Origin of the sequence: Phenylobacterium sp. LjRoot219, from assembly GCF_964252995.1 — a bacterium.
Taxonomy (GTDB): domain Bacteria; phylum Pseudomonadota; class Alphaproteobacteria; order Caulobacterales; family Caulobacteraceae; genus Phenylobacterium.
Genome location: NZ_CAXUQI020000002.1, coordinates 888,431 through 911,703, shown reverse-complemented (window position 1 = coordinate 911,703; position 23,273 = coordinate 888,431). Strand labels below are relative to the sequence as shown.

General features: G+C 69.1%; 19 protein-coding genes. 13 read left to right on the top strand and 6 right to left on the bottom strand.

Features of this window, described 5'->3' with window-relative positions:
• Window positions 1-181: 181 nt before the first annotated feature.
• A complete protein-coding gene (locus tag ACSQ14_RS22215; protein ID WP_436016600.1) occupies window positions 182-562 on the top strand; it encodes an ArsR/SmtB family transcription factor in 381 nt (126 codons plus the stop codon).
• Complete coding sequence (locus ACSQ14_RS22210; RefSeq protein WP_436016598.1) at window positions 559-1,050, top strand: SRPBCC family protein; 492 nt, start codon at window positions 559-561, stop codon at window positions 1,048-1,050. Before ACSQ14_RS22215 ends, ACSQ14_RS22210 begins: the two co-directional genes overlap by 4 nt.
• A 26-nt stretch (window positions 1,051-1,076) precedes the next feature.
• On the opposite strand, the gene ACSQ14_RS22205 is transcribed toward ACSQ14_RS22210, so the two are convergent.
• A complete protein-coding gene (locus tag ACSQ14_RS22205; protein ID WP_436016596.1) occupies window positions 1,077-1,961 on the bottom strand; it encodes a LysR family transcriptional regulator in 885 nt (294 codons plus the stop codon).
• A gap of 157 nt (window positions 1,962-2,118) precedes the next feature.
• Here ACSQ14_RS22205 and ACSQ14_RS22200 point away from each other — a divergent pair, with 157 nt between their 5' ends.
• Genes ACSQ14_RS22200 through ACSQ14_RS22190 form a run of 3 tightly spaced genes read left to right on the top strand, consistent with a single transcriptional unit; the run spans window position 2,119 to window position 6,070 of the window.
• Entirely contained in the window at window positions 2,119-3,744 is a 1,626-nt protein-coding gene (locus ACSQ14_RS22200; protein WP_436016594.1) for a carboxyl transferase domain-containing protein, read from the top strand.
• Window positions 3,745-3,746: 2 nt separating this feature from the next.
• Window positions 3,747-5,618 (top strand): acetyl/propionyl/methylcrotonyl-CoA carboxylase subunit alpha, encoded by a 1,872-nt coding sequence (locus ACSQ14_RS22195; RefSeq protein ID WP_436016592.1) that lies wholly within the window; start codon window positions 3,747-3,749, stop codon window positions 5,616-5,618.
• Window positions 5,618-6,070, top strand: a complete 453-nt coding sequence (locus tag ACSQ14_RS22190; RefSeq protein WP_436016590.1) for a MaoC family dehydratase — start codon at window positions 5,618-5,620, stop codon at window positions 6,068-6,070. Before ACSQ14_RS22195 ends, ACSQ14_RS22190 begins: the two co-directional genes overlap by 1 nt.
• A gap of 13 nt (window positions 6,071-6,083) precedes the next feature.
• Here the strand turns inward: ACSQ14_RS22190 and ACSQ14_RS22185 are convergent, their stop codons facing one another.
• Window positions 6,084-6,995, bottom strand: coding sequence for an alpha/beta hydrolase (locus ACSQ14_RS22185; protein ID WP_436016588.1), 912 nt, complete (start codon window positions 6,993-6,995; stop codon window positions 6,084-6,086).
• Between the two features lie 85 nt (window positions 6,996-7,080).
• Here ACSQ14_RS22185 and ACSQ14_RS22180 point away from each other — a divergent pair, with 85 nt between their 5' ends.
• The 3 genes from ACSQ14_RS22180 to ACSQ14_RS22170 all read left to right on the top strand — a co-directional run bounded on the left by ACSQ14_RS22180 (window position 7,081) and on the right by ACSQ14_RS22170 (window position 10,204).
• Entirely contained in the window at window positions 7,081-7,959 is an 879-nt protein-coding gene (locus tag ACSQ14_RS22180; RefSeq protein WP_436016586.1) for a VOC family protein, read from the top strand.
• A gap of 28 nt (window positions 7,960-7,987) precedes the next feature.
• Window positions 7,988-9,301, top strand: a complete 1,314-nt coding sequence (locus ACSQ14_RS22175; protein WP_436016584.1) for a cobyrinate a,c-diamide synthase — start codon at window positions 7,988-7,990, stop codon at window positions 9,299-9,301.
• Window positions 9,302-9,391: 90 nt separating this feature from the next.
• Window positions 9,392-10,204, top strand: coding sequence for an enoyl-CoA hydratase/isomerase family protein (locus tag ACSQ14_RS22170; protein ID WP_436016582.1), 813 nt, complete (start codon window positions 9,392-9,394; stop codon window positions 10,202-10,204).
• Window positions 10,205-10,264: 60 nt separating this feature from the next.
• Here the strand turns inward: ACSQ14_RS22170 and ACSQ14_RS22165 are convergent, their stop codons facing one another.
• The gene (locus tag ACSQ14_RS22165; protein WP_436016580.1) at window positions 10,265-11,863 is read right to left on the bottom strand and encodes a Vgb family protein; all 1,599 of its coding nucleotides are present in this window, start codon (window positions 11,861-11,863) and stop codon (window positions 10,265-10,267) included.
• 384 nt (window positions 11,864-12,247) lie between these two features.
• Here ACSQ14_RS22165 and ACSQ14_RS22160 point away from each other — a divergent pair, with 384 nt between their 5' ends.
• Entirely contained in the window at window positions 12,248-12,496 is a 249-nt protein-coding gene (locus tag ACSQ14_RS22160; RefSeq protein ID WP_436016578.1) for a DUF6582 domain-containing protein, read from the top strand.
• A gap of 31 nt (window positions 12,497-12,527) precedes the next feature.
• Here ACSQ14_RS22160 and ACSQ14_RS22155 read toward each other — a convergent pair whose 3' ends face one another.
• Both ACSQ14_RS22155 and ACSQ14_RS22150 read right to left on the bottom strand, forming a co-directional pair.
• Window positions 12,528-13,310 carry an SDR family NAD(P)-dependent oxidoreductase gene (locus tag ACSQ14_RS22155; RefSeq protein ID WP_436016576.1) on the bottom strand — a complete coding sequence of 261 codons (783 nt, stop codon included), beginning with the start codon at window positions 13,308-13,310 and terminating at the stop codon, window positions 12,528-12,530.
• A gap of 16 nt (window positions 13,311-13,326) precedes the next feature.
• Window positions 13,327-14,289, bottom strand: coding sequence for an acyl-CoA dehydrogenase family protein (locus tag ACSQ14_RS22150; protein ID WP_436016574.1), 963 nt, complete (start codon window positions 14,287-14,289; stop codon window positions 13,327-13,329).
• Between the two features lie 376 nt (window positions 14,290-14,665).
• On the opposite strand from ACSQ14_RS22150, the gene ACSQ14_RS22145 reads away from it, so the two are divergent.
• From ACSQ14_RS22145 to ACSQ14_RS22130, 4 genes are read left to right on the top strand one after another with little or no spacing between them, the layout of a single operon-like run.
• Window positions 14,666-15,907, top strand: coding sequence for a CaiB/BaiF CoA transferase family protein (locus tag ACSQ14_RS22145; RefSeq protein ID WP_436016572.1), 1,242 nt, complete (start codon window positions 14,666-14,668; stop codon window positions 15,905-15,907).
• A 49-nt stretch (window positions 15,908-15,956) separates the two neighbouring features.
• Window positions 15,957-17,120: an acyl-CoA dehydrogenase family protein gene (locus ACSQ14_RS22140; protein ID WP_436016570.1), complete on the top strand. Its 1,164-nt coding sequence runs from the start codon at window positions 15,957-15,959 to the stop codon at window positions 17,118-17,120.
• Entirely contained in the window at window positions 17,117-18,049 is a 933-nt protein-coding gene (locus ACSQ14_RS22135; protein WP_436016568.1) for an acyl-CoA dehydrogenase family protein, read from the top strand. Before ACSQ14_RS22140 ends, ACSQ14_RS22135 begins: the two co-directional genes overlap by 4 nt.
• 15 nt (window positions 18,050-18,064) lie before the next feature.
• A complete protein-coding gene (locus tag ACSQ14_RS22130; protein ID WP_436016566.1) occupies window positions 18,065-19,192 on the top strand; it encodes an acyl-CoA dehydrogenase family protein in 1,128 nt (375 codons plus the stop codon).
• A gap of 80 nt (window positions 19,193-19,272) precedes the next feature.
• On the opposite strand, the gene ACSQ14_RS22125 is transcribed toward ACSQ14_RS22130, so the two are convergent.
• Window positions 19,273-23,067, bottom strand: a complete 3,795-nt coding sequence (locus tag ACSQ14_RS22125; protein ID WP_436016564.1) for an SIR2 family protein — start codon at window positions 23,065-23,067, stop codon at window positions 19,273-19,275.
• Window positions 23,068-23,273 lie beyond the last annotated feature (206 nt).

Sequence of the window (23,273 nt, the reverse complement as noted above, 5' to 3'; positions counted from 1 at the left end):
TCGATTGACGGGCGCATTGCAAGTCGCCGCGGGAGCTGGCGCCTCACGGATAAACCCATACCGAGGCCATGAGGTGCGGCTTTTTGCTCTCGCCCCAAACACTAAGGATTTGACCTAACTATTAAGGGCGCATATCACTGCTCGCCGACACGGGCGGCCCGCAGGGATTGGAGCGCAAGCAGTGACACCACACGCCGCCCACAGCGGGCGTCCCGGCCCGATCCCGCCGAACCCGCGCGTCGTCGACGGTATCTTCCGCGCCCTGTCTGATCCGACGCGCCGCAGCGTTCTGGAACGGCTCACGGCGCGTCCGGCGTCGGTGAGCGAACTCGCCGCGCCCTACGACATGGCCCTGCCTTCCTTCATCGAGCACCTGAAGGTGCTCGAAGGCAGCGGCCTGGTGCGCTCGCACAAGACTGGGCGCGTCCGAACCTACGAGCTTGCGCCCGAGCAGATCAAAGTCGCCGAGGACTGGCTCGGGCGACAGCGGAAGCTCTGGGAGCGCCGTCTCGACCAGCTCGACAGCTATCTCATCAAGATGAAGAAGGAAGGTTCCGAATGACGTCACCTGTGATCAAGATCGACCCCGCGCTCGATCTGGTGCTCGAGCGCGAAATCGACGTGCCGGTGGAGCTCGTCTGGAAGGCCTGGACGACGCCCGAGCATCTGCGGGAATGGTTCGCCCCGAAGCCTTGGGCGATCACCGACTGCAGCGTGGATCTGCGTCCGGGCGGCGTGATGAACTTTGTGATGCGCTCGCCCGACGGTCAGGAATTCCCCAATACGAGCTGCTACCTTGAAATCACGCCGTTCGAGCGGCTGGTGATGACGGACACCCTGCAAGCCGGCTACCGCCCCTCGGCCAACCCCTTCTTTACAGCCGTCGTCGAGATGGCCCGCCACGGGTCTGGCGCACGCTACAGGGCCATCGCAATCCATGGCGACGCCGCGACGCGGCAGAAGCACGAGGAGATGGGCTTCCACGACGGATGGGGCACGGTGCTCACCCAGATGGTCGACTACATCAAGGCTGGACACATGCAGCGGTAGGACCTGGGATTGCGACGCGGCCGGCCCTAAGCCGCCGGCCGCACCCGCCCGTACTGTTCGCGCACCAGGGCGACGAACGGACTGCCGTCGTAACGCAGCTCGTCGCGGCCGGCGGCGTAGAGCAGCCCGACCTCCCGCTGCAGGTCGAAATCAGCGACCCGGACGAACCGCACCAGGGGATCATGGAAGCTTTCCGGCATCATGCCGATGCCCAGGCCGGCGCGGACGACCGCCAGCATCCGCTGGTCGCTGGTGGTCTTCAGCACGAAGCGCGGCCGCACCCCGCGCTCGGTGAAGAAGCGGCTGATCTCCGGCAGCGCCTCGCAGTGCCGGCGCACCACCATCCGGTCGCCGGCCAGCTGTTCGGCCTGCACGAACTCGGCGTCGGCCAGCGGGTGGTCGCGCGGCAGCACCATCAAATAGCGCTCGCCGCGCAGCAGCTCGGTGTGGAAGCGCGCATGGTGCGGCCGCACCGCCGTCAGCACCACGTCGAGCCGGCCGCGGTCGAGCCGCTCGGTCAGATCGCGCTCGGACCCTTCGAGGATCTCGAGCACCTCGTTGGCGCTGTTGTTGCGGTGACGGGCGATGATGCTCTCCAGCGTCGCCGTCGGAATGGTCAGCAGCACGCCGACCCGCAGCACCCGTGGCTGCGGCGCGTGCTGCACCTCCTGCACCGCCAGCTCGTACTCGGCGGCGATCCGGCGGGCTCGCACCAGGAAGCGGCTGCCGGCCGGCGTCAGGGCCGTGCTGTGCTTGTCGCGATCGAATAGCCGCACGCCCAGCTGGCCCTCGAGCTTGGCGATGCCGGTCGACAGGGTCGGCTGGGTGACCCCGACCCGCTTGGCCGCGCGGCTGAAGTTGCCGGCTTCGGCGACCGCTAGGAAGTAACGCAGCATGTATCGATCGGTCATAGACATCACCTATTACCGATCCGCCGATCTTTCAATTTCCGTCAATCAGGCCAGAACGTTAGAAGCCGGGGACATTGAAAGTGGCGCCGCGCATGTGCGAACCGAGTATCGGCGCCGCCGGCCGCGTGTCTGGCCGCGAACAGACCGGAGGACATCTGTGACGGTTCTTCCCAACGCCATCGATCCGACGAGCGAAAGCTTCAAGCGCAACCAGGCGCATAACCTGGAGCTGGTCCGGGAGCTGCGCGAACACGCGGCAACCGCGGCGCTCGGCGGCCCGGCGGAGTCGCGCGAGCGGCACGTCAAGCGCGGCAAGCTGCTGGCCCGCGACCGCATCGAGTACCTGCTGGACCCGGGCTCGCCGTTCCTCGAGATCGGCCAGCTGGCGGCACACGGCCTCTACGGCGACGAGGCGCCGAGCGCCGGGGTGATCGCCGGCATCGGCCGGGTGAACGGCCGCGAGGTGATGGTCGTCGCCAACGACGCGACGGTGAAGGGCGGCGCCTACTTCCCGATGACCATCAAGAAGCATCTCCGAGCCCAGGAGATCGCGCTCGAGAACCGGCTGCCCTGCGTCTACCTGGTCGACAGCGGCGGCGCGAACCTGCCGCACCAGGCCGAGGTCTTCCCCGACCGCGAGCACTTCGGGCGGATCTTCTACAACCAGGCCAACATGAGCGCCCAGGGCATCGCCCAGATCGCCTGCGTCATGGGCCTGTCGACCGCCGGCGGGGCCTATGTCCCGGCGATGAGCGACGAGGCGGTGATCGTCCGCGGCCCCGGCAAGGAGAGCCAGGGGGCGATCTTCCTGGCCGGCCCGCCGCTGGTGAAGGCCGCGACCGGCGAGATCATCAGCGCCACCGACCTGGGCGGGGCCGACGTGCACGGCCGCACCTCCGGCGTGGTCGACCACGTCGCCGCCAACGACGAGCAGGGGCTGGCGATCGTCCGCGACATCGTCGGCCGGCTGAACACCGTCAAGAAGCCCGACATCGACATCATCGATCCGGTGCCGCCGAAGTACGACCCGCGCGAGATCTACGGCATCGTCCCGACCGACGTGCGCGCGCCCTACGAGGTGCGCGACGTGATCGCCCGCATCGTCGACGGCTCGGAGCTGCAGGAGTTCAAGCCGCTCTACGGCACCACCCTGGTCACCGGCTTCGCGCGGATCTGGGGCTGCCCGGTGGCGATCCTGGCCAACAACGGCGTGCTGTTCTCCGAGAGCGCGGAGAAGGCGGCGCACTTCATCGAGCTGGCCTGCCAGCGGCGCATCCCGCTGGTGTTCCTGCAGAACGTCTCCGGCTTCATGGTCGGCGGCCGCTACGAGGCCGGCGGCATCGCCAAGCACGGCGCCAAGATGGTCACCGCGGTGGCCACCGCCAGCGTGCCCAAGTTCACCGTGCTGATCGGCGGCAGCTTCGGCGCCGGCAACTACGGCATGTGCGGCCGCGCCTACAGCCCGCGGTTCCTGTTCACCTGGCCGAACTCGCGGATCTCGGTGATGGGAGGCGAGCAGGCCGCCAGCGTGATGGCGACGATCCGGCGCGACGGCATCGAGGCCAAGGGCGGCGCCTGGAGCGCCGAGGACGAGAACGCCTTCAAGGATCCGATCCGCGCCCGCTACGAGCAGGAAGGCAGCCCCTACTTCGCCACCTCGCACCTGTGGGACGACGGCGTCATCGACCCCGCCCAGACGCGGGACGTCCTCGGCCTCGCCCTCTCCGCCGCGCTCAACGCCCCCATCGCCGAGGCTCCGCGCTTCGGCCTGTTCCGGATGTGACCATGTTGCAGTCGCTGCTCATCGCCAATCGCGGCGAAATCGCCCGCCGCATCATCCGCACCTGCCGCCGGCTGGGGATCCGCACCGTCGCGGTCTACTCCGACGCCGACGCCCAGGCCCCGTTCGTCCGCGAGGCCGACCAGGCCGTGGCGATCGGCCCGGCCCCCGCGGCCGAGAGCTATCTGGTCGGGGCCAAGATCCTCGATGCGGCCAAGCAGACCGGCGCCCAGGCCATCCATCCCGGCTACGGCTTCCTGTCGGAGAACGCCGCGTTCGCCGAAGCGGTGACCGCCGCCGGCCTGATCTGGGTCGGCCCGCCGCCTTCGTCGATCCGCGCCATGGGTCTGAAGGACGCCGCCAAGAAGCTGATGGCCGACGCCGGCGTGCCGGTGACCCCGGGCTACATGGGCGACGACCAGTCGGACGCGCGGCTGCAGGCCGAGGCCGAGCGCATCGGCTTCCCGGTGCTAATCAAGGCGGTGGCCGGCGGCGGCGGCAAGGGCATGCGGCGGGTCGATGCGGCCCAGGACTTCGCCGCCGCCCTCGCCTCCTGTCGGCGCGAGGCGACCGGCGCCTTCGGCGACGACCGGGTGCTCTTGGAGACCTACGTCACCCGCCCGCGCCACATCGAGGTGCAGGTGTTCGCCGACAGCCACGGCAACGTCGTGCACCTGTACGAGCGCGACTGCTCGCTGCAGCGCCGCCACCAGAAGGTCATCGAGGAGGCCCCGGCCCCCGGCATGTCCGAGGAGGTGCGCGAGGCGGTCTGCCAGGCCGCGGTGCGCGCCGCCCAGGCGGTCAACTACGAGGGCGCCGGCACCATCGAATTCATCGCCGACGCCGGCGAGGGCCTGCGCGCCGACCGCATCTGGTTCATGGAGATGAACACCCGCCTGCAGGTCGAGCATCCGGTCACCGAGGCGATCACCGGCCAGGACCTGGTCGAGTGGCAGCTGCGCGTCGCCTCCGGCGAGACGCTGCCGCTGGCGCAAGCCGACATCCCGCGCCGCGGCCATTCGATCGAGGCGCGGCTCTACGCCGAGAACCCGCACACCGGCTTCCTGCCGTCGATCGGCCGGCTGGACCACTTCCGCCTGCCGACCAGCGTGCGGATCGACAGCGCGGTCGAGGAAGGCGGCGTGGTCACGCCGTTCTACGACCCGATGATCGCCAAGCTGATCGCCTACGGCCCGACCCGCGAGGCCGCCGCGGCCGAGCTCGCCGCCGCCTGCCGCGCGGTCGAGGTCTATCCGGTGAAGACCAACGCCGGCTTCCTGGCCCGCGCGCTCGCCGACCCCGATTTCCTGTCGGGCGCGGTCGAGACCAACTTCATCGCCGACCGGCTCGACCGGCTGGTGCCGCCGGCCGAGCCGTCGACGGCGGTGCTGCAATCGGCGGCCAACGAGGCGGTGGCGCGCAGCGGGGTGCCGACGGCGCTGACCGGCTTCCGGCTGAACGCCGACCCGCAGGTCCGCGCGCAGCTGACCCACGAAGGCCACAAGCACGACATCCAGCTGATGCCGGAGACCCGGCCGCACGATCTCAAGGTCGTGGTCTCGGGCCGCGACTTCATCGTCTTCGAGAACGGCGAGCCCTACGCGCTGACGCTACCGAAGACCGAGGCCGGGCGCGAGGAGGCCGGCGACGGCCAGATCGAGTCGACCATGCCCGGGCTGATCGTCGACGTGATGGTCACTGAGGGCCAGACGGTCGCCAAGGGCGCGCCGCTGGTGGTGCTCGAAGCGATGAAGATGGAGCACACGCTGACCGCGCCGTTCGACGGCGTGGTGGCGACGGTGTCGGTCAAGAAGGGCGATCGGGTCGCCGAGCACGTCCTGCTGGTGAAGCTCGAGCCGCAAGAGGAAGTCGCGTAATGGCCGGCAAGCTGTACGACGCCTGGGAGATCGGCGAGGTCCTGCGCCACGACCTGCGCCGCACGGTGACCGAGACCGACAACCTGCTGATCTCGGCCCTGACGCACAATCCGCAGCCGCTGCACCTCGACGCCGAGTACGCCGGCGCCACCGAGTTCGGCCGGATCGTGGTCAACGGCATCTTCACCTTCGGGCTGATGATCGGCATCTCGGTCGGCGACACGACGCTCGGCACCCTGGTCGCCAACCTCGGCTACGACGAGGTGGTGATGCCCAAGCCGGTGTTCATCGGCGACACGCTCAGGGTCGAGACCACGGTCCTCGACAAGCGGCCGAGCAAGTCGCGCCCGACCCAGGGCCTGGTGGTGTTCGAGCACCGCACCTACAACCAGGCCGACGAGCTGGTTTGCCAGTGCAAGCGCACCGCCCTGCTCCGCCGCGAAGCCGCCTGACGGCCAGGGTCGGTCAGGCCGCGAGCACTCCGGCCAGCCAGGCCTCCGCCGCCTTGAAATGCCGACGGCTGACCGCCGCCTCCGGGGCCCAGGCCTCGAAGCCGTGCGGCGCCCCGGGAGCGATCTCGAACGTCACCGGGACGCCGGCCTTCTGCAGCCGCTCGGCGTACAGGCGGTCCTCAGCGCAAAACAGATCGATGTCGCCGACGCCGATCCAGGCCGGCGGCAGCCCGCTCAGCTCCCGGCGCCGGGCCGCGGCGGCGTGGGCCGGCGGATCAGCCTGGCCCGGCTCGTGGCCCAGGTAGGCGCCCCAGCCGAGCGCGTTGAGGCGATTATGCCAGACCAGGTGCGCCGGCGCGTCGAGCTCGCGGTGCGCGGCGGTCCGGTCGTCGAGCATCGGCGAGAACAGCCACTGCCCGCAGGGCTGGACCCCGCCTTCGTCGCGCAGCCGCAGGACCAGGCAGGCGGCCAGCCCGCCGCCGGCGCTCTCGCCGCCGACCGCCACCCGGGCCGGATCGATCCCCAGCCCCGGCGCCGCCTGCTGCAGCCACCGCCACGCGGCATGGCAGTCGTCGAGCGGCCCGGGGAATGCGCCCAGCCGGTAGTCGACCGAGACGACGGTGACGCCGAGCGTTCGGGCGACCTCGCCGCAGATGCGGTCACTCTGCACCGCACGGCCGATGATGTAGCCGCCGCCATGGATCCAGAGCAGCGCCCCGGCCGAGCGGCGCGCCTTCGGGTGATAGACCCGCAACGGCGACACCGGCGACTTGACGATCTCCAGCCGCACGCCCGCGGTCTTGCCGGCCGGCGCGACCCCGAGCAGCGCCTGGGCCAGACGCTGCGCCCACGCCGCCTCCAGCGGCAGCACCGTCGTCTTGCGGAGCGGCTTGCGCAGCTCCGGATCGACCTTCGACAGCTCCAAGGCGCCCTCCCCCGACGTTGAACGAACCCTGATAGCTCGCGTCGCGCGCTGTCGTCGATCGGCGGCCGATGTGTGATGCTGGTGCATGACGACTGAAGCGGCGCCGGGCGCGCGGATCAAGATCAAGCGGATCGTGCACACGATCCACGCGGTGGGCGACATCGCCGCCTGCCGCGCCAAATACCTCGACGTCCTCGGCGGGCTGATCTTCGCGGAGGGCTACTTCGAGGCCGAGGACCGCGACATGGCGCTGCTCTATGTCGCCGACTTCATGGTCGAGCCGATGGCGCCGCGCGATCCCGCCCGAGCCGACAAGCCGTTCGCCCGCTACCTGCAGCGCTACGGCGAAGGGCTGCACTCGTTCGAGATCGCCGTCGACGACGGCCCGGCGGTCGCCGCGCAGCTGAAGGCGGCCGGCTGCAAGCTGTCGGCCGAGTACGGCTTCTTCTTCTACGTGCGTCCGGAGTCGACCGGCGGGGTGCTGCTCGAGGCCTGCGAGACGCCGATGCCGAACGACCCCTACGACCGGCGCGGCTGGCGGCCCGACTGGTCGGACGGGCACCCGATGACGATCCTCAAGCTCGACCACATCGCCTGCGTGACCCGCGACGCCGACGCCGTGCTCGGCTTCTTCACCGGCCTGCTCGACGGCGAGCTGCTGGCCGACGGTCGGATCGACGGGCCCCAACCCGGCCGCCGCGTGCTGCTGCGCCTGGCCGAGACCAACGTCGCCTTCCTCCAGCCGGACGACCCGGAGAGCGGCCCGCTCGGCGACTTCCTCAAGCCGCCGACTTCCGGGGTGCATGCAATGGTCTGGCGGGTCGAGGACGAGGCGGCGGCCGAGGCCTGGGTGCGCAAGAAGGGGCTCCGGACGACGCGCAAAGACTGCGTCTCCGCCGGCTTCGCGATCGCGCCCGCGGACTTCCAGGGCGCGCGCCACGAGTTCGTAGGCGCCGCCTCCTGATGGTGACCGTTTGCCGGACCAACGCCGCGTGAGCAGGCTCCGCGGACTGATGATCGCCGCGCCGAACTCCGGCGCCGGCAAGACGACCGTGACGCTGGCGCTGCTCGCCGCAATCCGCCGGCGCGGTGTGGCGGTGCGCGCGGCCAAGGCCGGCCCGGACTACATCGACCCGGCGTTCCACAGCGCCGCCACCGGCGCGCCCGCCTTCAACCTGGACAGCTGGGCGATGGGCCCTGGCCAGCGCGCGGCCTTGGTGGCGACTGCTGCGCCAAGCGGCGAGCTGCTGGTCGTCGAGTCGGCGATGGGCCTGTTCGACGGCGTCGCCGGCGAGCCGGGCCGCTGCGGCGCCGGCGCCGACCTGGCCGCCCAGTTCCGCCTGCCGGTCGTCCTGGTGCTGGACGTCACCGGCCAGTCGCAGACCGCCGCGGCGGTGGCGCGCGGCTTCGTCGGCCATGCCCCGGGCGTGGAGATCGCCGGCGTCGTGCTCAACCGGGTCGCCAGCGAGCGGCATCGCGCGGGCGTCGCCCCGGCTTTGGAGGCGAGCGGAATTCCACTGCTCGGCGCCCTGCCGCGCGACCCGGGCCTGGTCATGCCGGAACGCCACCTTGGCCTGGTCCAGGCGCAGGAACACCCTGCCCTCGCCGCGCTGTTCGACCGCGTGGCCGACCTGGCCGAGACGCATCTGGACCTCGACCGGATCATCGCGCTGGCGAGCGGGCCGGTGCTCGACGCCGCCGCCGCCGAGCCGCTGCTCCAGCCGCCGGGCCAGCGCATCGCGCTCGCCCGGGACGCAGCCTTCAGCTTTATCTACCCGCACCACCTGCAGCAGTGGCGCGCCGCAGGCTGCGAGATCGCCTTCTTCTCGCCGCTGGCCGACGAGCCGCCGCCGGAGGCCTGCGACGTCTGCTGGCTGCCGGGCGGCTATCCCGAACTGCATGCACCGGCGCTGGCCGCGGCGACGCGGTTCAAGGCCGGCCTGCAGCGGTTCGCCGCCACCCGGCCGGTGCATGGCGAATGCGGCGGCTACATGGTGCTGGGCCGCACGCTCGAGGACGCCGCCGGCGAGACCCACGAGATGACCGGCCTGCTCAGCCACGCGACCTCGTTCGCCCGGCGCAAGCTGAACCTCGGCTATCGGCGCGCGGAGTTCCTCGGCCCTTCGCCGTTCGGCGCAAGCGTGGTCCGCGGCCACGAGTTCCACTATGCGAGCCTCGTCGATCCGGGGACCGACCCGCCGCTGGCGCGGCTGCACGACGCGCAAGGCGCCGACCTCGGCCTCGCCGGCGGCCGTCGCGGCGCGGTCAGCGGCAGCTTCTTCCACGCGATCGCCGCCGACGGCTGAAACGCCCCTCCTGCCCGGTGAAGCGATGCTCTATAGGCTGACGGACAAGCCGCGGCGCGGGGTCGGCCGCCGGCAAGGAGGAGCTACGACATGACTGCGTCCGGGAGCCTGCCGCGCTATGAGACGATCGAGCTCGCCCGCAAGGGGCGGCTGCTGACGATCACCCTGAACCGGCCGGACTCGCTGAACGCCGTCAACCTGGCGCTGCACGAGGAGCTGCCGGAAGTCTTCAAGTTCGCCGCCACCGACCCCGACTCCGACGTGGTCGTGCTGACCGGCGCGGGCCGCGCCTTCTCGGCCGGCGGCGACCTCGACCACATGTGGCGCAACGCCACCAACCCCGAGCTGTTCGACCAGGAAGCGCGGGCCGCCAAGCGCATCGTCTTTGCGATGCTCGACCTCGACAAGCCGCTGATCTGCCGGATGAACGGCCACGCGGTCGGCCTCGGCGCGACCATCGCTCTGATGTGCGACATCGTCTTCGCCGCCGAGACCGCCAAGATCGGCGACCCGCACGTCAACATCGGCCTGGTGGCCGGCGACGGCGGCGCGGCGATCTGGGCCTACCGGATCGGCCTCGGCCGGGCGAAGGAGTTCCTGCTGAGCGGCGACCTGCTCACCGCCAAGCGCGGCGAAGAGATCGGCCTGATCAACCACGCGGTCCCGCTTGAGGAGCTCGACGCGGCGGTCGACGCCTTCTGCGACAAGCTGCTGAACGGCTCGGCCAACGCCATCCGCTACACCAAGATCCTCACCAACCTCGAGCTGAAGCGCATCGCCACCGCGGTGATGGACGCCGGCATCGCCTATGAGTCGCTGACCGTCCGCGGCGCCGATCACCGCGAGGCGATCCAGGCGCTGAAGGAGAAGCGCAAGCCGGTGTTCGGCAAGCGCGAGGGGTAACCAAAGTCCCGTCATCCCGGATCGGCCTTGCCGGCCGTCCGAGATGACGGGCTTGTTTGACTAGGCCCGGCGCACCGCCAGCACGCTCCCTTCGGCGTCGGCCGAGACGTAGAGGGTGCCGTCGGCGCCGGCGGTGATGCCGGCGAATGGGCCCATCGGGCCCGACATGTCGCCGATCGCGCCGAGGAACTTCGGCGTCACGCCCGGAGGCGAGCCGACCGGCAGGTTGGCGGCGATGGTCTGCCGCGCGCCGCTGTTCAGCTCGTATTCGACCAGCGCCTTGGCGCCGGCGTCGACGATGTAGAGACGGCCGTCACGGACCAGCAGGCCCTGCGGCGTCGTCAGGCCGTCGACCACGGTCTCGGCCTTGCCGCCGGACACCTTGACCACCCGGCCGCCGTGCGACTCGGCGACATAGACCGCGCCGTCCGAGCCGACCGCGACGCCGGAAGGCTCCTTGAGCCCGCTCGCCAGGGTCTCGACCTTGCCGCCCTCGACGGACAGCACCCGCCCGCCGCCGGCTTCGGCGAAGACCACGGCCCCGCCGGGCGCGATCGCCACGCCGTAGAGCCGGTCGAAGCCGTCGGCCAGGACTTCGCTTTCCTGCTGCGCCGGCCGCCAGCGGGAGACCTGGCCGGTGGCGATCGTCACCACGAACTCGCCCGGCCCGGCGGCGGCGACGCCGCGGACGTAGCCCGGGCTGCCGGGGGTGAACAGCATGCCGAGGATCTGCGGCGCGCCGCCCGGCTTCAGGCTGTAGCTGAACGGGCCGTCGGCGACGAACAGCACGCCGTCCTCGCCCATGGCCATGCCCAGCGGCCAGTTGAAGCCGCCCGGGATGACATCGCGCAGCTTGCCGCCCTCGAGGATCTCGTGGACGTAGCCGGGGATGCTGGAGACGAAGATCCGGTCGCCGACGAACGCCACGTTGTCGAGGCCGGGCGCGATGTCGGCGAGCACTTCGCGGGCGCCGGTGCGCGGGTCGATCCGCAGCACCTGGCCGCTGTGCACCTGGGTCGAGACGATCCGGCCCTTGGAGTCGAACTTCACGGAGTCCGGCACGCCGAGGTCGCCGGCCACCTTCTCCGGTACGCCCTTGCCGTCGAGGCTGACGCGCCAGATCTCGTTGGCCGCCTGGGCCGGGAAGTACAGCATCCCGTCTGGCCCGACGTCGAAGGCATTGACCATCGGAATGTCGGCCGCCAGCACCTTCGGCTCCCCGCCATTGCGGTCGAGCTCGAGGATACGGCCGCCCATCCGCAGCTCGCCGGCGATCAGCCGGCCCTGGTGGAAGGTGATCGGGTTGGCGACCGGGATGTCGCCGTAGATCACCCGGGTCTGGCCGTTGGTCTGGAGGACGCTGACCCGACCCTCGGTGATCTCGGTCGCGTAGAGATTGCCCTCGTCGTCGAACACCAGGTCGTCGGGCCCGACGATGCCGCCGCCCATCGGGCTGATCGCCTCGACCGCGCCGGTCTCAGGATCGATGGCGCTGATCTGACTGCCGGAGACCTGGGCCACATAGATCCGGCCGTCAGCGCCGGTGCGGATGCCGTTGGCGCCGTAGAGGCGGCTCACCGGCGTGATCCGCTCCAGCGTCCACCCCTCGGCCAGGCCCGGGGGTTGTTCCGCCACAAAGCGCCCGAACTGCATCGCCATACCGATCATCCTCCCTGTGGTGCGGTCCAAGGCGCGCCCATCGTCCCGTCGCCGTCGAGGCTGTTGTCCGGGACCGGCGCGCCGCGCCCTCGACCGCTCATCAACGCCGTTGTCGACTGACCGTCAAGCCGGGGCGCGCTCTGATCCCCGGCCGCCGGCCGGCCTTTATAAGGACCGTATAATTGGGCCTGGCCGGGCGATCCCCTAGGCTGGCCGCATGTCCAAGCATCAGATCTTCGTCGCCGCGATCGGCGGGTTCAGCGCCGCCCTGCTGGTCCGCGCGATGGTCGGCGTGGCCCTGCTCATCGACTGACGCAGGGTCCGGGAGCCGTCGGCCAGCCCGCGCGTTCGCGCCGCCGTGGAGTGTTCAGCGGAGAGTACCCCGTGCCCAGGCTTGATCAGGACGATCGCGACCGCTTGAGCGGTCGGCAGTACGCCTTCCCGAAACAGCGCAAGGAGCCGCTGGAGGACGCCAGCCACGTGCGCAACGCCGTGGCCCGCTTCGACCAGGTCGAGGGCGTCAGCGACGCCGAACGCGACGAAGCCTGGAAGCGGATCCAGGCCGCGGCGAAGAAGTTCGACGTCGCGCTCGAAGAGCGCAGCTGGCGCGAACTCGGCAAGCCGAAGCGTTAGCCCCGGCTCGCCGCGGTCAGCGGCCTCAGCCCTACTTCCGCTCGACCCAGTCGGTCGTCAGCGCGCGGTCGGAGAGGTACTTGGTCGAGCTCCAGCCGCCGTCGACGACGATGTTCTGGCCGTTGATGAATTCGGCGCCCGGCGAGCAGAGGAAGGCGATGGTCGAGGCGATGTCCTCGATGGTGCCGAGCCGCGGATAGGGCGTCATCTCGACGTTGATGCGCTTGAAGGTCTCGTCCTCCAGGCGGTGCTCGACCATCGGCGTGACGGTGACGCCCGGCACCACGGCGTTGCAGCGGATGCCCTCGGGCCCGTACTGGGTGGCGATGTGGGTGGTCAGCGCGGTCAGCCCGCCCTTGGCCGCGGAATAGGCGCCGCCGCGGCGGCCGCCGATCACCGCGAAGGTCGAGCTGACGTTGATGATCGCCGAGCCCGGCTTCATGTGGACGATGGCCTCGCGCGCCAGGCGGAACGGCGCGCGCAGCATCAGGCCCAGGAAGTAGTCGAGCATCTCGTCGTCGGTTTCGTGCAGCGGCTTGGGGCTGCCGGCGCCGGCGTTGTTGATCAGGAAGTCGATGCGGCCGAAGCGCTCCAGCGCCAGGTCGACGATCTTCTTCGGCGCCTCGTCCTTGGTGACGTCGATGGCCAGCGTCGCGACGTTGGCCGGATCGCCGATCTCGGCTTCCAGCTTGGCCAGCTTCTCGGCGTCGCGGCCGACGCCGACGATGGCCATGCCCTGTTGGTGCAGCTTGACGGCGGTGCCCCAGCCGATCCCGCTCGAGGCGCCGGTGATGATCGCAACCTGCTTCGACATTCTCTTCTTCCCTAGATCAATGGACCGGCGGCAGGGCGGCCAGGCGGTCGGTGGCCGCCTCCATCCCGCCCGCGAGCGTCGCCAGCAGCTGCGCCCGCTTCACCAGCAGATGCGGGTCCGCTTCGTCGCTGAAGCCGATCCCGCCGTGAATCTGGATGTTCTTGCCGGCGTTCTCGATCGCGGCGTGGCCGGCGACCAGCAGGGCGCTCTCGACCGCCAGCTCGGCGTCGGCGCGGCCCTGGTCGATCGCCGTCGCGGCGAAGCTGACCTGGTCGCGGGCGCTGCGCGCCTGGATCGCCATGTTGGCGCAGTGGTGCTTGACGGCCTGGAAGGCGCCGATCGGCCGGCCGAACTGCTCGCGGATCTGGGCGTACTCGACCGCCATGTCGACCGCGGCCTGGGCGACGCCGGCCAGCGCCGCGGCGTCGAGCAGCCGCAGGCGCAGCAGGGCCTTGGCGTCGAACACCGCCAGCGGCGCGCCGAGCGCATCGACCGTCTCCAGCCGCGCCAGCCAGTTGCGGCCGTCGAGCTCGGTTCCGGCCGCGGCGTTATAGAGCGCCGCGCCGTCGGCTTCGCGCAGCAGCAGGAACTGCGCCTCGGCGTCGCCGACCGCCACCACCTTGCCGCCGCGGCGATAGCCGGCCGCGACCCGCGGCGTGCCGCCGGCGGCGGCGCGCGTCGCGTCGAGCCCGGCGTGGGCGGCGGCGATGGTCGCCAGCACGCTCGGCGCGGCCAGCCGGCGGCCGAGCGAGACGACGATCAGCGCCTCTTCGGCCGCGCCCAGGCCGCTGCCGCCGGCCTCTTCGGCCAGGCCGATGCCGAACGCGCCCAGCCCGTCGAGCTGGGTCCAGACGTCGGCGGTCTCTTCGGCGCCCTGGTGCAGCCGGGCGAGCGGCAGCAGCTCGACCAGCGCGTCGTCGACCGCGCCGACGATCTCCAGCTGGTCCTGGCTGGGATGATAGGATCCCTCACCCGACATCGCGGCTTGCTCCTGAGACTAGATTTGCGACGGCATCCCTACTGACCCTGGGCGATAGGGTCCAGACCTGAGCTGAGGGCGCGCTGAAAACGCCCCCTCCGTCTCGGCGCGTCCCGCGCCGATCCACCTCCCCCGCTTCGCGGTGGAGGATCTGAGCGCTAAGATGCTCCACCGCTTCAGCGGGGGAGCTGTCGCCGAAGGCGACTGAGGGGGCGTTCGGCGCAGGCCTTCGTCGCCCGCTCCGACATCGCCCCAACGGAACCGGGAATGCAGCGCCCCGGCCGCTCTTGCCGTTGCGGCTTGGAAATGATCAATGCGGCGCCTTGGGCGCCCTTCGGCGAGGGGCCCAATTGACGCTCGTCCGTAGAGGCAGCCTATGACGACTAAACCTAGCGCCCTCGAGGGCATCCGCGTCATCGACATGAGCCGCGTGTTCGCGGCGCCTGTGGGCGCCCAGATCCTCGGCGATCTCGGCGCGGACGTGATCAAGGTCGAACGCCCCGGCGTCGGCGACGACGGGCGCGGCTACGGCACCGCCTGGGTCAAGGGCAAGGACGGCGCCGAGACCCGCCAGTCGAGCTTCTTCACCGTCTCCAACCGCAACAAGCGCTCGATCACGCTCAACCACTCCAAGCCGGAAGGTCAGGAGATCATCCGCAAGCTGGCCGAGACGGCCGACGTGCTGATCGAGAACTACAAGGTCGGCGACCTGAAGCGCTTCGGGCTCGACTACGAGAGCCTCAAGGCGATCAATCCGCGGCTGATCTACTGCTCGGTCACCGGCTACGGGCAGACCGGCCCCAGCGCCGCGCTGCCCGGCTACGACGGCCTGTTCCAGGCCCAGGGTGGGATGATGGCGGTGACCGGCCTGCCCGACGGCCAGCCGGGCGCCGGACCGCTGAAGGCCGGCCCCAGCCTCGTCGACTTCATCACCGGCCACAACACCGCGCTGGCCATCCTCGGCGCGCTGATGCACCGCTCGCGCACCGGCGAAGGCCAGTTCATCGACATCGCCCTGCTCGACACCTCGGTGGCGATGGTCAGCCACATCATGCAGGACTACCTGATCAGCGGCGTCGCCCCGCCGCGGCTCGGCAACGGCGGCAACGGCGGCGGCCCGGCCGACCTGCTGCACGCCAGCGACGGCATCGTCTATCTCACCGCCGGCACCGACGAGCATTATCGCCGCCTGACCGTGCTGATGGAGCAGCCTGAGCTGTTCACCGACGACCGCTTCGATTCCAACTTCAAGCGCGCCCGCTCCGGCCAGGCCGAGCTGATCCGGATCATCAACGCCTGGTCCAGCCAGCTCACCGTCGCCGACTTGCTCGCCAAGTTCGACAGCGTCGGCATCCCGGCGGCGAAGTACAACGAGCTCGAGGACGTCTGGCGGGATCCGCAGGTGGAGCACCGCCAGCTGCGCGCGACGACCCCGCACCCGCACGCCGAGGCCGGCTCGGTCGATCTGATCGCCAGCCCGCTGGCGCAGATGTCGGCCAGCCCGGCGACCATCCGCCGCCCGCCGCCGTTGATCGGCGAGCACACGCGCGAGATCCTCGGCGAGCTCGGCTACGACGTGGCGCGCATCGCCGAGCTCCAGGAGCTCAAGGTCGTTTGAGCGATGTGCTCGGTCATCACACCCGCCGCCAACGAGAAGGTTTGATCTGATGGAATTCGGTTGGTCGGCCGAAGAAGAGGCGCACCGGGCGCGGATCCGCGAGCTGCTGGCGCGCACCCTGCCCGCGAACTGGAACGAGATGTCGCTGCACGGTCCGGGCAGCGACGTGCAGACCGCCTACGCCCGCGAGTTCTGCCCGAAGCTGGCCGAGGAAGGCCTCTTGGTGCCGAACTGGCCGGCCGAGTACGGCGGCGCCGACGCGCCGGTCTGGCTGCAGTTCATCCTCGGCGAGGAGATGTGGGCCGCGGGCGAGCCGCGCGGCGGCCAGTACATGAACATCAACTGGGTCGGCCCGGTGCTGATGCGCTACGGCACGCCGGCCCAGCTCGAGAAGCACCTGCCGCCGATGCGCGCCGGCCAGTCGCTGTGGTGCCAGGGCTTCTCCGAGCCGGGCGCCGGCTCCGACCTGGCGGCGCTGCGCACGACCGCCACCCCGGTCGAGGGCGGCTACAAGGTTTCGGGCGCCAAGGTCTGGACCTCCTACGCCGGCCACGCCGACACCTGCTTCCTGCTGGCCCGGGTGCCGCAGGCGGCCGGCGGCGCCGCCGGCAAGGCCGGCATCGTCATCCTGCTGACCGACATGAAGTCGCCGGGCATCCAGGTGAAGCAGATCCCGGCGCTGATCGGCGAAGGCGACATCCACGAGGTGTTCTTCGACGACGTCTTCGTGCCGGAGACCGACCGCCTGGGGGCCGAAGGCCAGGCCTGGGAGATCATCAACTACGTGCTGCAGCACGAGCGCGTCGGCATCGCCCGCTACGAGTTCTCGCGCCGCACCCTCGACCGCGCCGTGGCCAAGCTGAAGGCCGACGGCCGCTGGGACGATCCGATCGTCCAGGAGAAGGCCGGCCGGGCGCTGATGCTAACCGAAGCGGCGCGGATGCTGGTCTACCGCATCGTCGACGGCAAGGCGCGCGACCTGCCGCCGGACGCCTTTGGCAGCGTCGCCCGCTGGGCCACCGTGGTCGCCGACAACGGCGTCAACGAGTTCATGACCGAATTCCTGCCCGAGGGCCTGCTCGGCGAGGATCCGCTGCAGCAGGCGCACCACCAGCGCGCCATCGCCGCCGGCGTCGCCTCCGGCGCGGCCGAGATCCAACTCAACCTGACCGCCCGCCGCTGGCTCGAGCTGCCGGGAGACAAGCGCAAATGAAGTACGCCCTCACCGAGGACCAGGCCGCCATCATGGCCGGCCTCGACCAGCTGCTGGCCGGGGTCGACGCCTCGCCGCCGGTCGAGCCGGTCTTCTTCGCCTATGACGCCGAGCTCGACGCGACCCTGGCGGAATCCGGCTTCCTCGACATCGCCCGCGAAGAGGGCTTCAGCGCCCTCGACGCCGCGCTGATCGTCGAGCGGCTGGCCCGCCTGCCGCGCGTCGTCGAGGCCGCCGCCTCGTCGATCGTCGCGCCGGCGCTGAACGTCCCGGTCGGGACCCGTCCGGTCGCCCTGACCAGCGACCCGACGAAGCCGGCGCGGTTCCTGCCGATGGCCCAGGTGCTGCTGGTCGACCGCGGCGACAAGGCGACGATGATCACCATCGACCCGGCCAACGTCGAGCCGGTCGAGACCCTGTTCGCCTACCCCTACGGCCGGCTGAAGAGCCTCGACGGGGTCGAGGAGGTCGAGATCGGCGACGCAGCGATCCTGCGCCGGCGCTGGCGGATCGCGCTCGCCACCGAGGCCGCCGGGTCGATGGCCTCGGCGCTCGACGCCATCCTCGAACACGTCAAGACCCGCCACGCCTTCGGCCAGCCGCTCGGCGCGTTGCAGGCGATCCAGCACCGGCTGGCGATGGCCGCCGAGACCGTCGAGTCGGCCAAGTGGCTGGCGTTCCGCGCCGCCTGGTCGGACGCCGAGGCCGACGCGGCGATCGCCGCCGGCTTCGTGCAGACCCGCACCGCGCAGTTCACCTACGACCTGCACCAGTTCGCCGGGGCCATGGGCCTGACCATCGAGTTCCCGCTGCACCTGTGGAGCTACCGGCTGCGCGCGCTGGCCGGCGAACTCGGCGGCGGCAGCCGTCAGGCCCGCGCCGCAGCGCTCGCCGCCTGGCCGGATTCTGCTGTGGCTGGCGCTGCGTAAAGGGACGACCGCCCGATGACCGAGACGATCACCGAGTTCCGCGCCCGCGCCCGCGCCTGGCTGGAAGCCAACGTCCCCCAGGGCGCGCCGCCGGAAGACGGCCCCGCCAGCCGCGACTTCGTGCTCGGCTGGCAGCGCAAGCAGGCCGAGGGCGGCTGGACCGGGATCGCCTGGCCGAAGGAGTTCGGCGGCCGGGGGCTCTCGGTGCTGGAGCAGATCGTCTGGTTCGAGGAGTACGCCCGCGCCGGCGCGCCGACCCCGCTCGACGCCTCCTTCGTCGGCCTGAACCACGCCGGCCCGACGCTGATCGCCTGCGGCAGCGAGGCCCAGAAGGCCGAGCACCTGCCGAAGATCCTGGGCGGCGAGACCATCTGGTGCCAGGGCTTCTCCGAGCCCGGCTCCGGCTCCGACCTGGCCTCGATCAAGACCCGCGGCGAAGTCGACGGCGACACCCTGGTGATCAACGGCCAGAAGATCTGGTCGAGCTTCGCCGACATCGCCGACGTGCAGGAGCTGCTGATCCGCACCGACCCGACCGCCAAGACCGGCCAGGCGCTGAGCTGGGTGATCTGTCCGATGGACACGCCGGGCATCACCGTGCGGCCGATCCGCACCATGGCCGGCGTGCTGAAGTTCGCCGAGGTGTTCTACGACGACGTGCGCATTCCGCTGGCCAACGTCGTCGGCGGCCTGAACAACGGCTGGGCGACCGCCATGGCGACGCTCAGCTTCGAGCGCGGCACCGCGGCGCTGGCGCTGTTGCTGCGCCACATCCTGGAGGTCGAGCGGCTGCTCGCCGACTGCCCGGCCGACCGGCCGCAGATGCGCGCCCGCCTGGCCAAGCTGCGCGCCGAGGGCGCCGCGATCCGGGCGATGAACTACCGCTTCGCGCTCGACAGCGAGCATGCGGTGCCCGACGCTTCCGGCTCGATGATCCGCCTGGCCTTCGCCGAGTTCGCCCAGCGGGTCACCGCCGCGGCCATCGACCTCTACGGCCTCGACGCGCCGCAGACCGTCGGCGCCCACGGCTGGGCCCACGACTACCTCGACGCCTTCTCCGAAACCATCGCCGGCGGCGCCGCCGAGATCCAGCGCAACATCATCGCCGAGCGCGTGCTGGGGCTGCCGAAGGGACCGCGGTAGGGCGGAAGGGCTGCGGCTGCCCTCCGTTAGGCTCACGGCCGCCCAGCGCGCAATCGATGCGCTCACGTTCGACATACCAGTCAGAGAGCGGCCAGCCTTCTCCGGAGGTCGATTAGCTTAGGCTCCCGGGCGATACCCTCAACTTCCGAAAGCCGTTCCACGAGCGCGGCACCGCCATATGGCCAGCCCGACGCTCGCTCAGAGAGAATTACGTAGAGAAGTTGAACGAGTTCTCGCGGGTAACTCTTGAGTATATCATCGTTCTTTTCCGAGTCGTATAGCCCCGTGAAGCTTTGCTCTACCGGCCCCAACAAAGGGAGCGCCAAGGCCAATACCTCCGGCAAGGCGTCGCCGGCCGACAGGATAAGATGCGCCAATTGAGCCGAGACCTTGGGCGTCTTAACCATCCGTTGTCGCGGCCATAATTCCCCTAAGAAAATGTCAAGGTCGATGGTCCACGCCGCCGGATCTCTTGCGCGCCACTTCTGTACTTGCCGCAACATGTCCGAACGGAAACGGTCTGTGCCACGCGCGAGAGCCAAATGCATCTCTGCGTCCGAGATAAAGCGATCCCCACCGTCCGCCCGGCTATGCCAACCTGATAGCAAATGAGCGGATAGATTCTGAATGTAATGCGCCTCGCCCCAATCCTTATCCACCAAGGATAAAAGACGAGGCTTTAGCCTAATCAGAAGTTCCTCGCTAATTGCATTCGGACTCCAGAAGAATCCAGACCAGAACACGTCAACGTCCGCCTCCTCCCCGTCCAGCAACGAAAGCAAATGAACCTCAGACCAAACGCGATCGAAGACGTAAAACCAGTTTATATTGTGAAGGAAAATGACGGCCGCATATCTACGCGGATCGCTAGGTAATTCGAGCAGCTGGGCAACCTTGTCGAGCCAATGCTTGGGAAACCCGTTTTGGCGAGAGGGATTGCGACCTTCTAGCGTCATGAGCGCATGCGCCAGACGCCCGGGAGGCGAGTTGAGCGCCGCCGTTACCCAGTCCATGCGGCTGGAAACGACCGATGACTGACCCGACGAAGGATCGTGCCGTAGGGCGGCGAGCATTGCCGCCCAGATTCGGTCGAAAGCCTTCCTATCTTCCTTCCACAAGCTCGGTGCCGCCCCTTCAAACCAACGTGATACCGGGGGCATTATTTCGGCCAACGCTGCGGGATGCAGGCGGCTGAGTTGCTCGGCAATCGCCTTAATCATTCTCAAGCGATCGCTGCGCCGTTCGTCGATCTGCAGAAAAATGCTCCAGGCCCAGTCTGGAACTTCACCGCGGCGTGCAGCCAAAGTGAGTGCGCGAAGAACTTTGGCGGGCCTCAACTCGCTGAGGCCTAAAAGTGGCCTTCGCTCCGTCCAACTCTCAAAGTCGCGCCCCGAAATCGCCTTGGCGGCCGCTAGCACTTGGCTTGGCGGTTTAGCCAGTAGATCGGTCGCATCCACATCGACGCCTACCCTATGTATCCGCATTTCTGTGGACGCCGCGGCATCCCCAGCCCGCTCGTCATGCCAATCCGGCATGGAGCCTTTAAGCGCATCGACGGAGGACAGGGCTTCCGCTGTCAGCTGACAGCCGCGGCGCTGCAGCCACGTGAGTCTCTCCAAAATCCAGTGGTTTGCCCAGGCGCGGTTTTCCTCGTCTGTCAGGTCCGATCGAGCCGGAGGGCCTGCGATTAGGCGATCCTCTAACGCGCGCTTCTTCCCCTCCGGCATATCACCGCACCGGGCGTGCCACGCCAACAGGAGATCTCGCTGGCCAGAGTGACTCCAAAACTCGTTGTCGTTCAGTGCTAAAAGCGTCTCCCCCGCCTGTTCGCCATTGATCAGCGACGGCATGCCGCTAGTCCAAGCCCGAAGGCGATCGAAGATCTCCCAGCATTCAGGCCAACGGTTCAACTCGTCACGAGCTGCGGTGAGATCTTCAGAAACAAGCCGCGTGAACAGAGAAACATAACGCAGCACGGCGGCGGGAAGGCCGTGATCCCGGGCATAGTCTTCCCCATCCGGAGTAGGCTCGGCGATGATGGGCGGCAGATTGTAGAATGCCCAACCGCCCAGCTCGGCTTCCAATTCGATGGCGATCTCAAGGCCACGCCGCGCCTCTACAATCACTCCGAACAAGTACTCCAATGGAACTGTAAGTTGAGTTGGCGTTCGCGGGTAGGTCACTTCGGGTCGGACAATCTCCCTCACTGCCGCGTTGTCGCCTGGCGGCCCAGAGCGCAAATATGGTCGCTCTACCTTCAGGCGCGGCATGAGAACCTTGCCCCACTCGCGCACCGCGGATGTTGTCCAGCCGGCGCGTTTGATCCTTTCGGCGAACTCGAACCATTCGGCGTGATAGTATGCGCCCGGCGGCTCATCCACTCTCAGCAGCAACCGCCAAGCATGTTCGGCGTCGTTCGACGTTCCAGTATTGCGAACGAGCTTCCTAGCAATTTCGCGAGCGATGTCAGGATGCAAGGGCAACCGGCCGGCCGCCCACCATGGCGCTGCAGGCTGATCAGCTACTTTGGGCAGCCACACTGCTCCAAGCTGCAGCAGCCGCGGAAGCAGTCGTGCCGCGCGGCCGCCATCCAGACCAATCACGCCAGCCAAATGCTCATCACCGACCTGTTGGCGGTCTAGGCGATTTGGCGCGAATGCGTTCCAGGCTTCAGCGGGAACGCTCCGCCTGCGCGGTGCAGCCTCGTCAGCGGGGGGGAGCGGCTGAACGTCATCATCAAGACCATAGGCGTCGAACGGATCAAAAGATTGCTGTCCCTCCTCCTCCTCCGTCCTGAGCCGTGGGAGGTCGGAGTAGCGAATGGCTGGGTCGAATACGCACAGCCATTCGGCGGGGGGTGCCGCCTCTGCGAACCGCTTTGCGCCTTGGTGCGAGGAGACGATGTGTTTGACTTGTCCTCTCACCACAGGATCGAGCCCGACGGGGCCGGCCTGTGCGGCAGTAAGGACGCGGGTGTACCAGCGGTCTGGATCGCGCGCCCGCTCAGCCCAGGCCTCTAGCGTCTTCCACAACGCCGCGTAGTTGCTTGCGCCATCGAAGGGGATTGCGATGACGCCCTTGTCGCGCCAGAGCGCCTTTGCCTCATCTGCAGGTCCCGCCTGAAAGGCGTAAATGGTTGAAGCTGGACCTGCTCGATTGTTGAGCGCCTCCAGAAGGTACTGAACCGGCGGATCATCGGCGGCGTAGCCAACGAAGACGATCTGATAGCGTCCAAGGACTTCTCGAATGAAGGAGGTGGCCCAGCCCTCAGCCAAGTACGCGCGGCCAAAATCCGTGCTCGAAAGGACAAACTCATCGTCAGAGGCAGCAGAGTAGTCAGCCAGGACGTGACCGTGGAGGTGAATAATCCCATTGAAGCGCGAGGGACGGCGCGGGTCTGGTAACGCTGGAGGGGCATGGCGGGCCAACTCGCCAGCGGCCGCGTCCTCGAACAGCAGGTCGAAGTTGGTGGTGACGAGCCGGATCGAGCCGTCAGCGCTGGTAGCAAGATCCAGCAAGATCTTGTGGGCGGATAGATCTGCGTCCGGTTGTGGGCGCAGCGCCTGGGCGACGGCTGCCCTAACCTCAGCCACCTCGAATTCTCGCTCGAGTAACGTGAATACCCTGTCCGCCGGAACGAGCCCTCCCACGCCAGGGATCGGTGCCATACCGGCGGCGACCTCAATCACCTTTCTTGCGGGGCTGTCGGTTGCGGCGCGAAGGTGATCTACGACCCGCCTCGCTAAGCCGAAGAAATCTGGCAAGCCCGCGCGCGCCCGAGAGACTCCGGCCCCGCAGAAGAAGATGACGCCGCCTTCGTCCCTCGCGAGCAGCAGATCATCCGGGATGCTTGGCCCATCGGGGAAAAAGCGCATCGTTTCGCGTCACCTAATCCACGAACGCGGTTTGAGTCGAAGCGGGACCATACCACCTTAGTCGCGGCGCTCTCGCCTCCGCGGCGCAAGCCGAGGCTTGGACGGTGCTCTGCCGCGACTTCTGGAGCAGCAGTTCTCCCCGGGGAGGATCTAGGCCGCCGCCCGCCCCTCCGGCCAGCCGACCATCTTCCAGCCCGCCGGGGTCG

Excerpts from the sequence above, each read along its gene's own strand:
- ACSQ14_RS22145 (WP_436016572.1), top strand. The coding sequence starts at position 14,666 with ATGACGACTAAACCTAGCGCCCTCGAGGGCATCCGCGTCATCGACATG.
- ACSQ14_RS22125 (WP_436016564.1), bottom strand. The coding sequence starts at position 23,067 with ATGCGCTTTTTCCCCGATGGGCCAAGCATCCCGGATGATCTGCTGCTC.
- ACSQ14_RS22140 (WP_436016570.1), top strand. The coding sequence starts at position 15,957 with ATGGAATTCGGTTGGTCGGCCGAAGAAGAGGCGCACCGGGCGCGGATC.
- ACSQ14_RS22135 (WP_436016568.1), top strand. The coding sequence starts at position 17,117 with ATGAAGTACGCCCTCACCGAGGACCAGGCCGCCATCATGGCCGGCCTC.
- ACSQ14_RS22150 (WP_436016574.1), bottom strand. The coding sequence starts at position 14,289 with ATGTCGGGTGAGGGATCCTATCATCCCAGCCAGGACCAGCTGGAGATC.
- ACSQ14_RS22205 (WP_436016596.1), bottom strand. The coding sequence starts at position 1,961 with ATGACCGATCGATACATGCTGCGTTACTTCCTAGCGGTCGCCGAAGCC.
- ACSQ14_RS22190 (WP_436016590.1), top strand. The coding sequence starts at position 5,618 with ATGGCCGGCAAGCTGTACGACGCCTGGGAGATCGGCGAGGTCCTGCGC.
- ACSQ14_RS22155 (WP_436016576.1), bottom strand. The coding sequence starts at position 13,310 with ATGTCGAAGCAGGTTGCGATCATCACCGGCGCCTCGAGCGGGATCGGC.
- ACSQ14_RS22130 (WP_436016566.1), top strand. The coding sequence starts at position 18,065 with ATGACCGAGACGATCACCGAGTTCCGCGCCCGCGCCCGCGCCTGGCTG.
- ACSQ14_RS22165 (WP_436016580.1), bottom strand. The coding sequence starts at position 11,863 with ATGGCGATGCAGTTCGGGCGCTTTGTGGCGGAACAACCCCCGGGCCTG.
- ACSQ14_RS22195 (WP_436016592.1), top strand. The coding sequence starts at position 3,747 with ATGTTGCAGTCGCTGCTCATCGCCAATCGCGGCGAAATCGCCCGCCGC.
- ACSQ14_RS22170 (WP_436016582.1), top strand. The coding sequence starts at position 9,392 with ATGACTGCGTCCGGGAGCCTGCCGCGCTATGAGACGATCGAGCTCGCC.
- ACSQ14_RS22210 (WP_436016598.1), top strand. The coding sequence starts at position 559 with ATGACGTCACCTGTGATCAAGATCGACCCCGCGCTCGATCTGGTGCTC.
- ACSQ14_RS22180 (WP_436016586.1), top strand. The coding sequence starts at position 7,081 with ATGACGACTGAAGCGGCGCCGGGCGCGCGGATCAAGATCAAGCGGATC.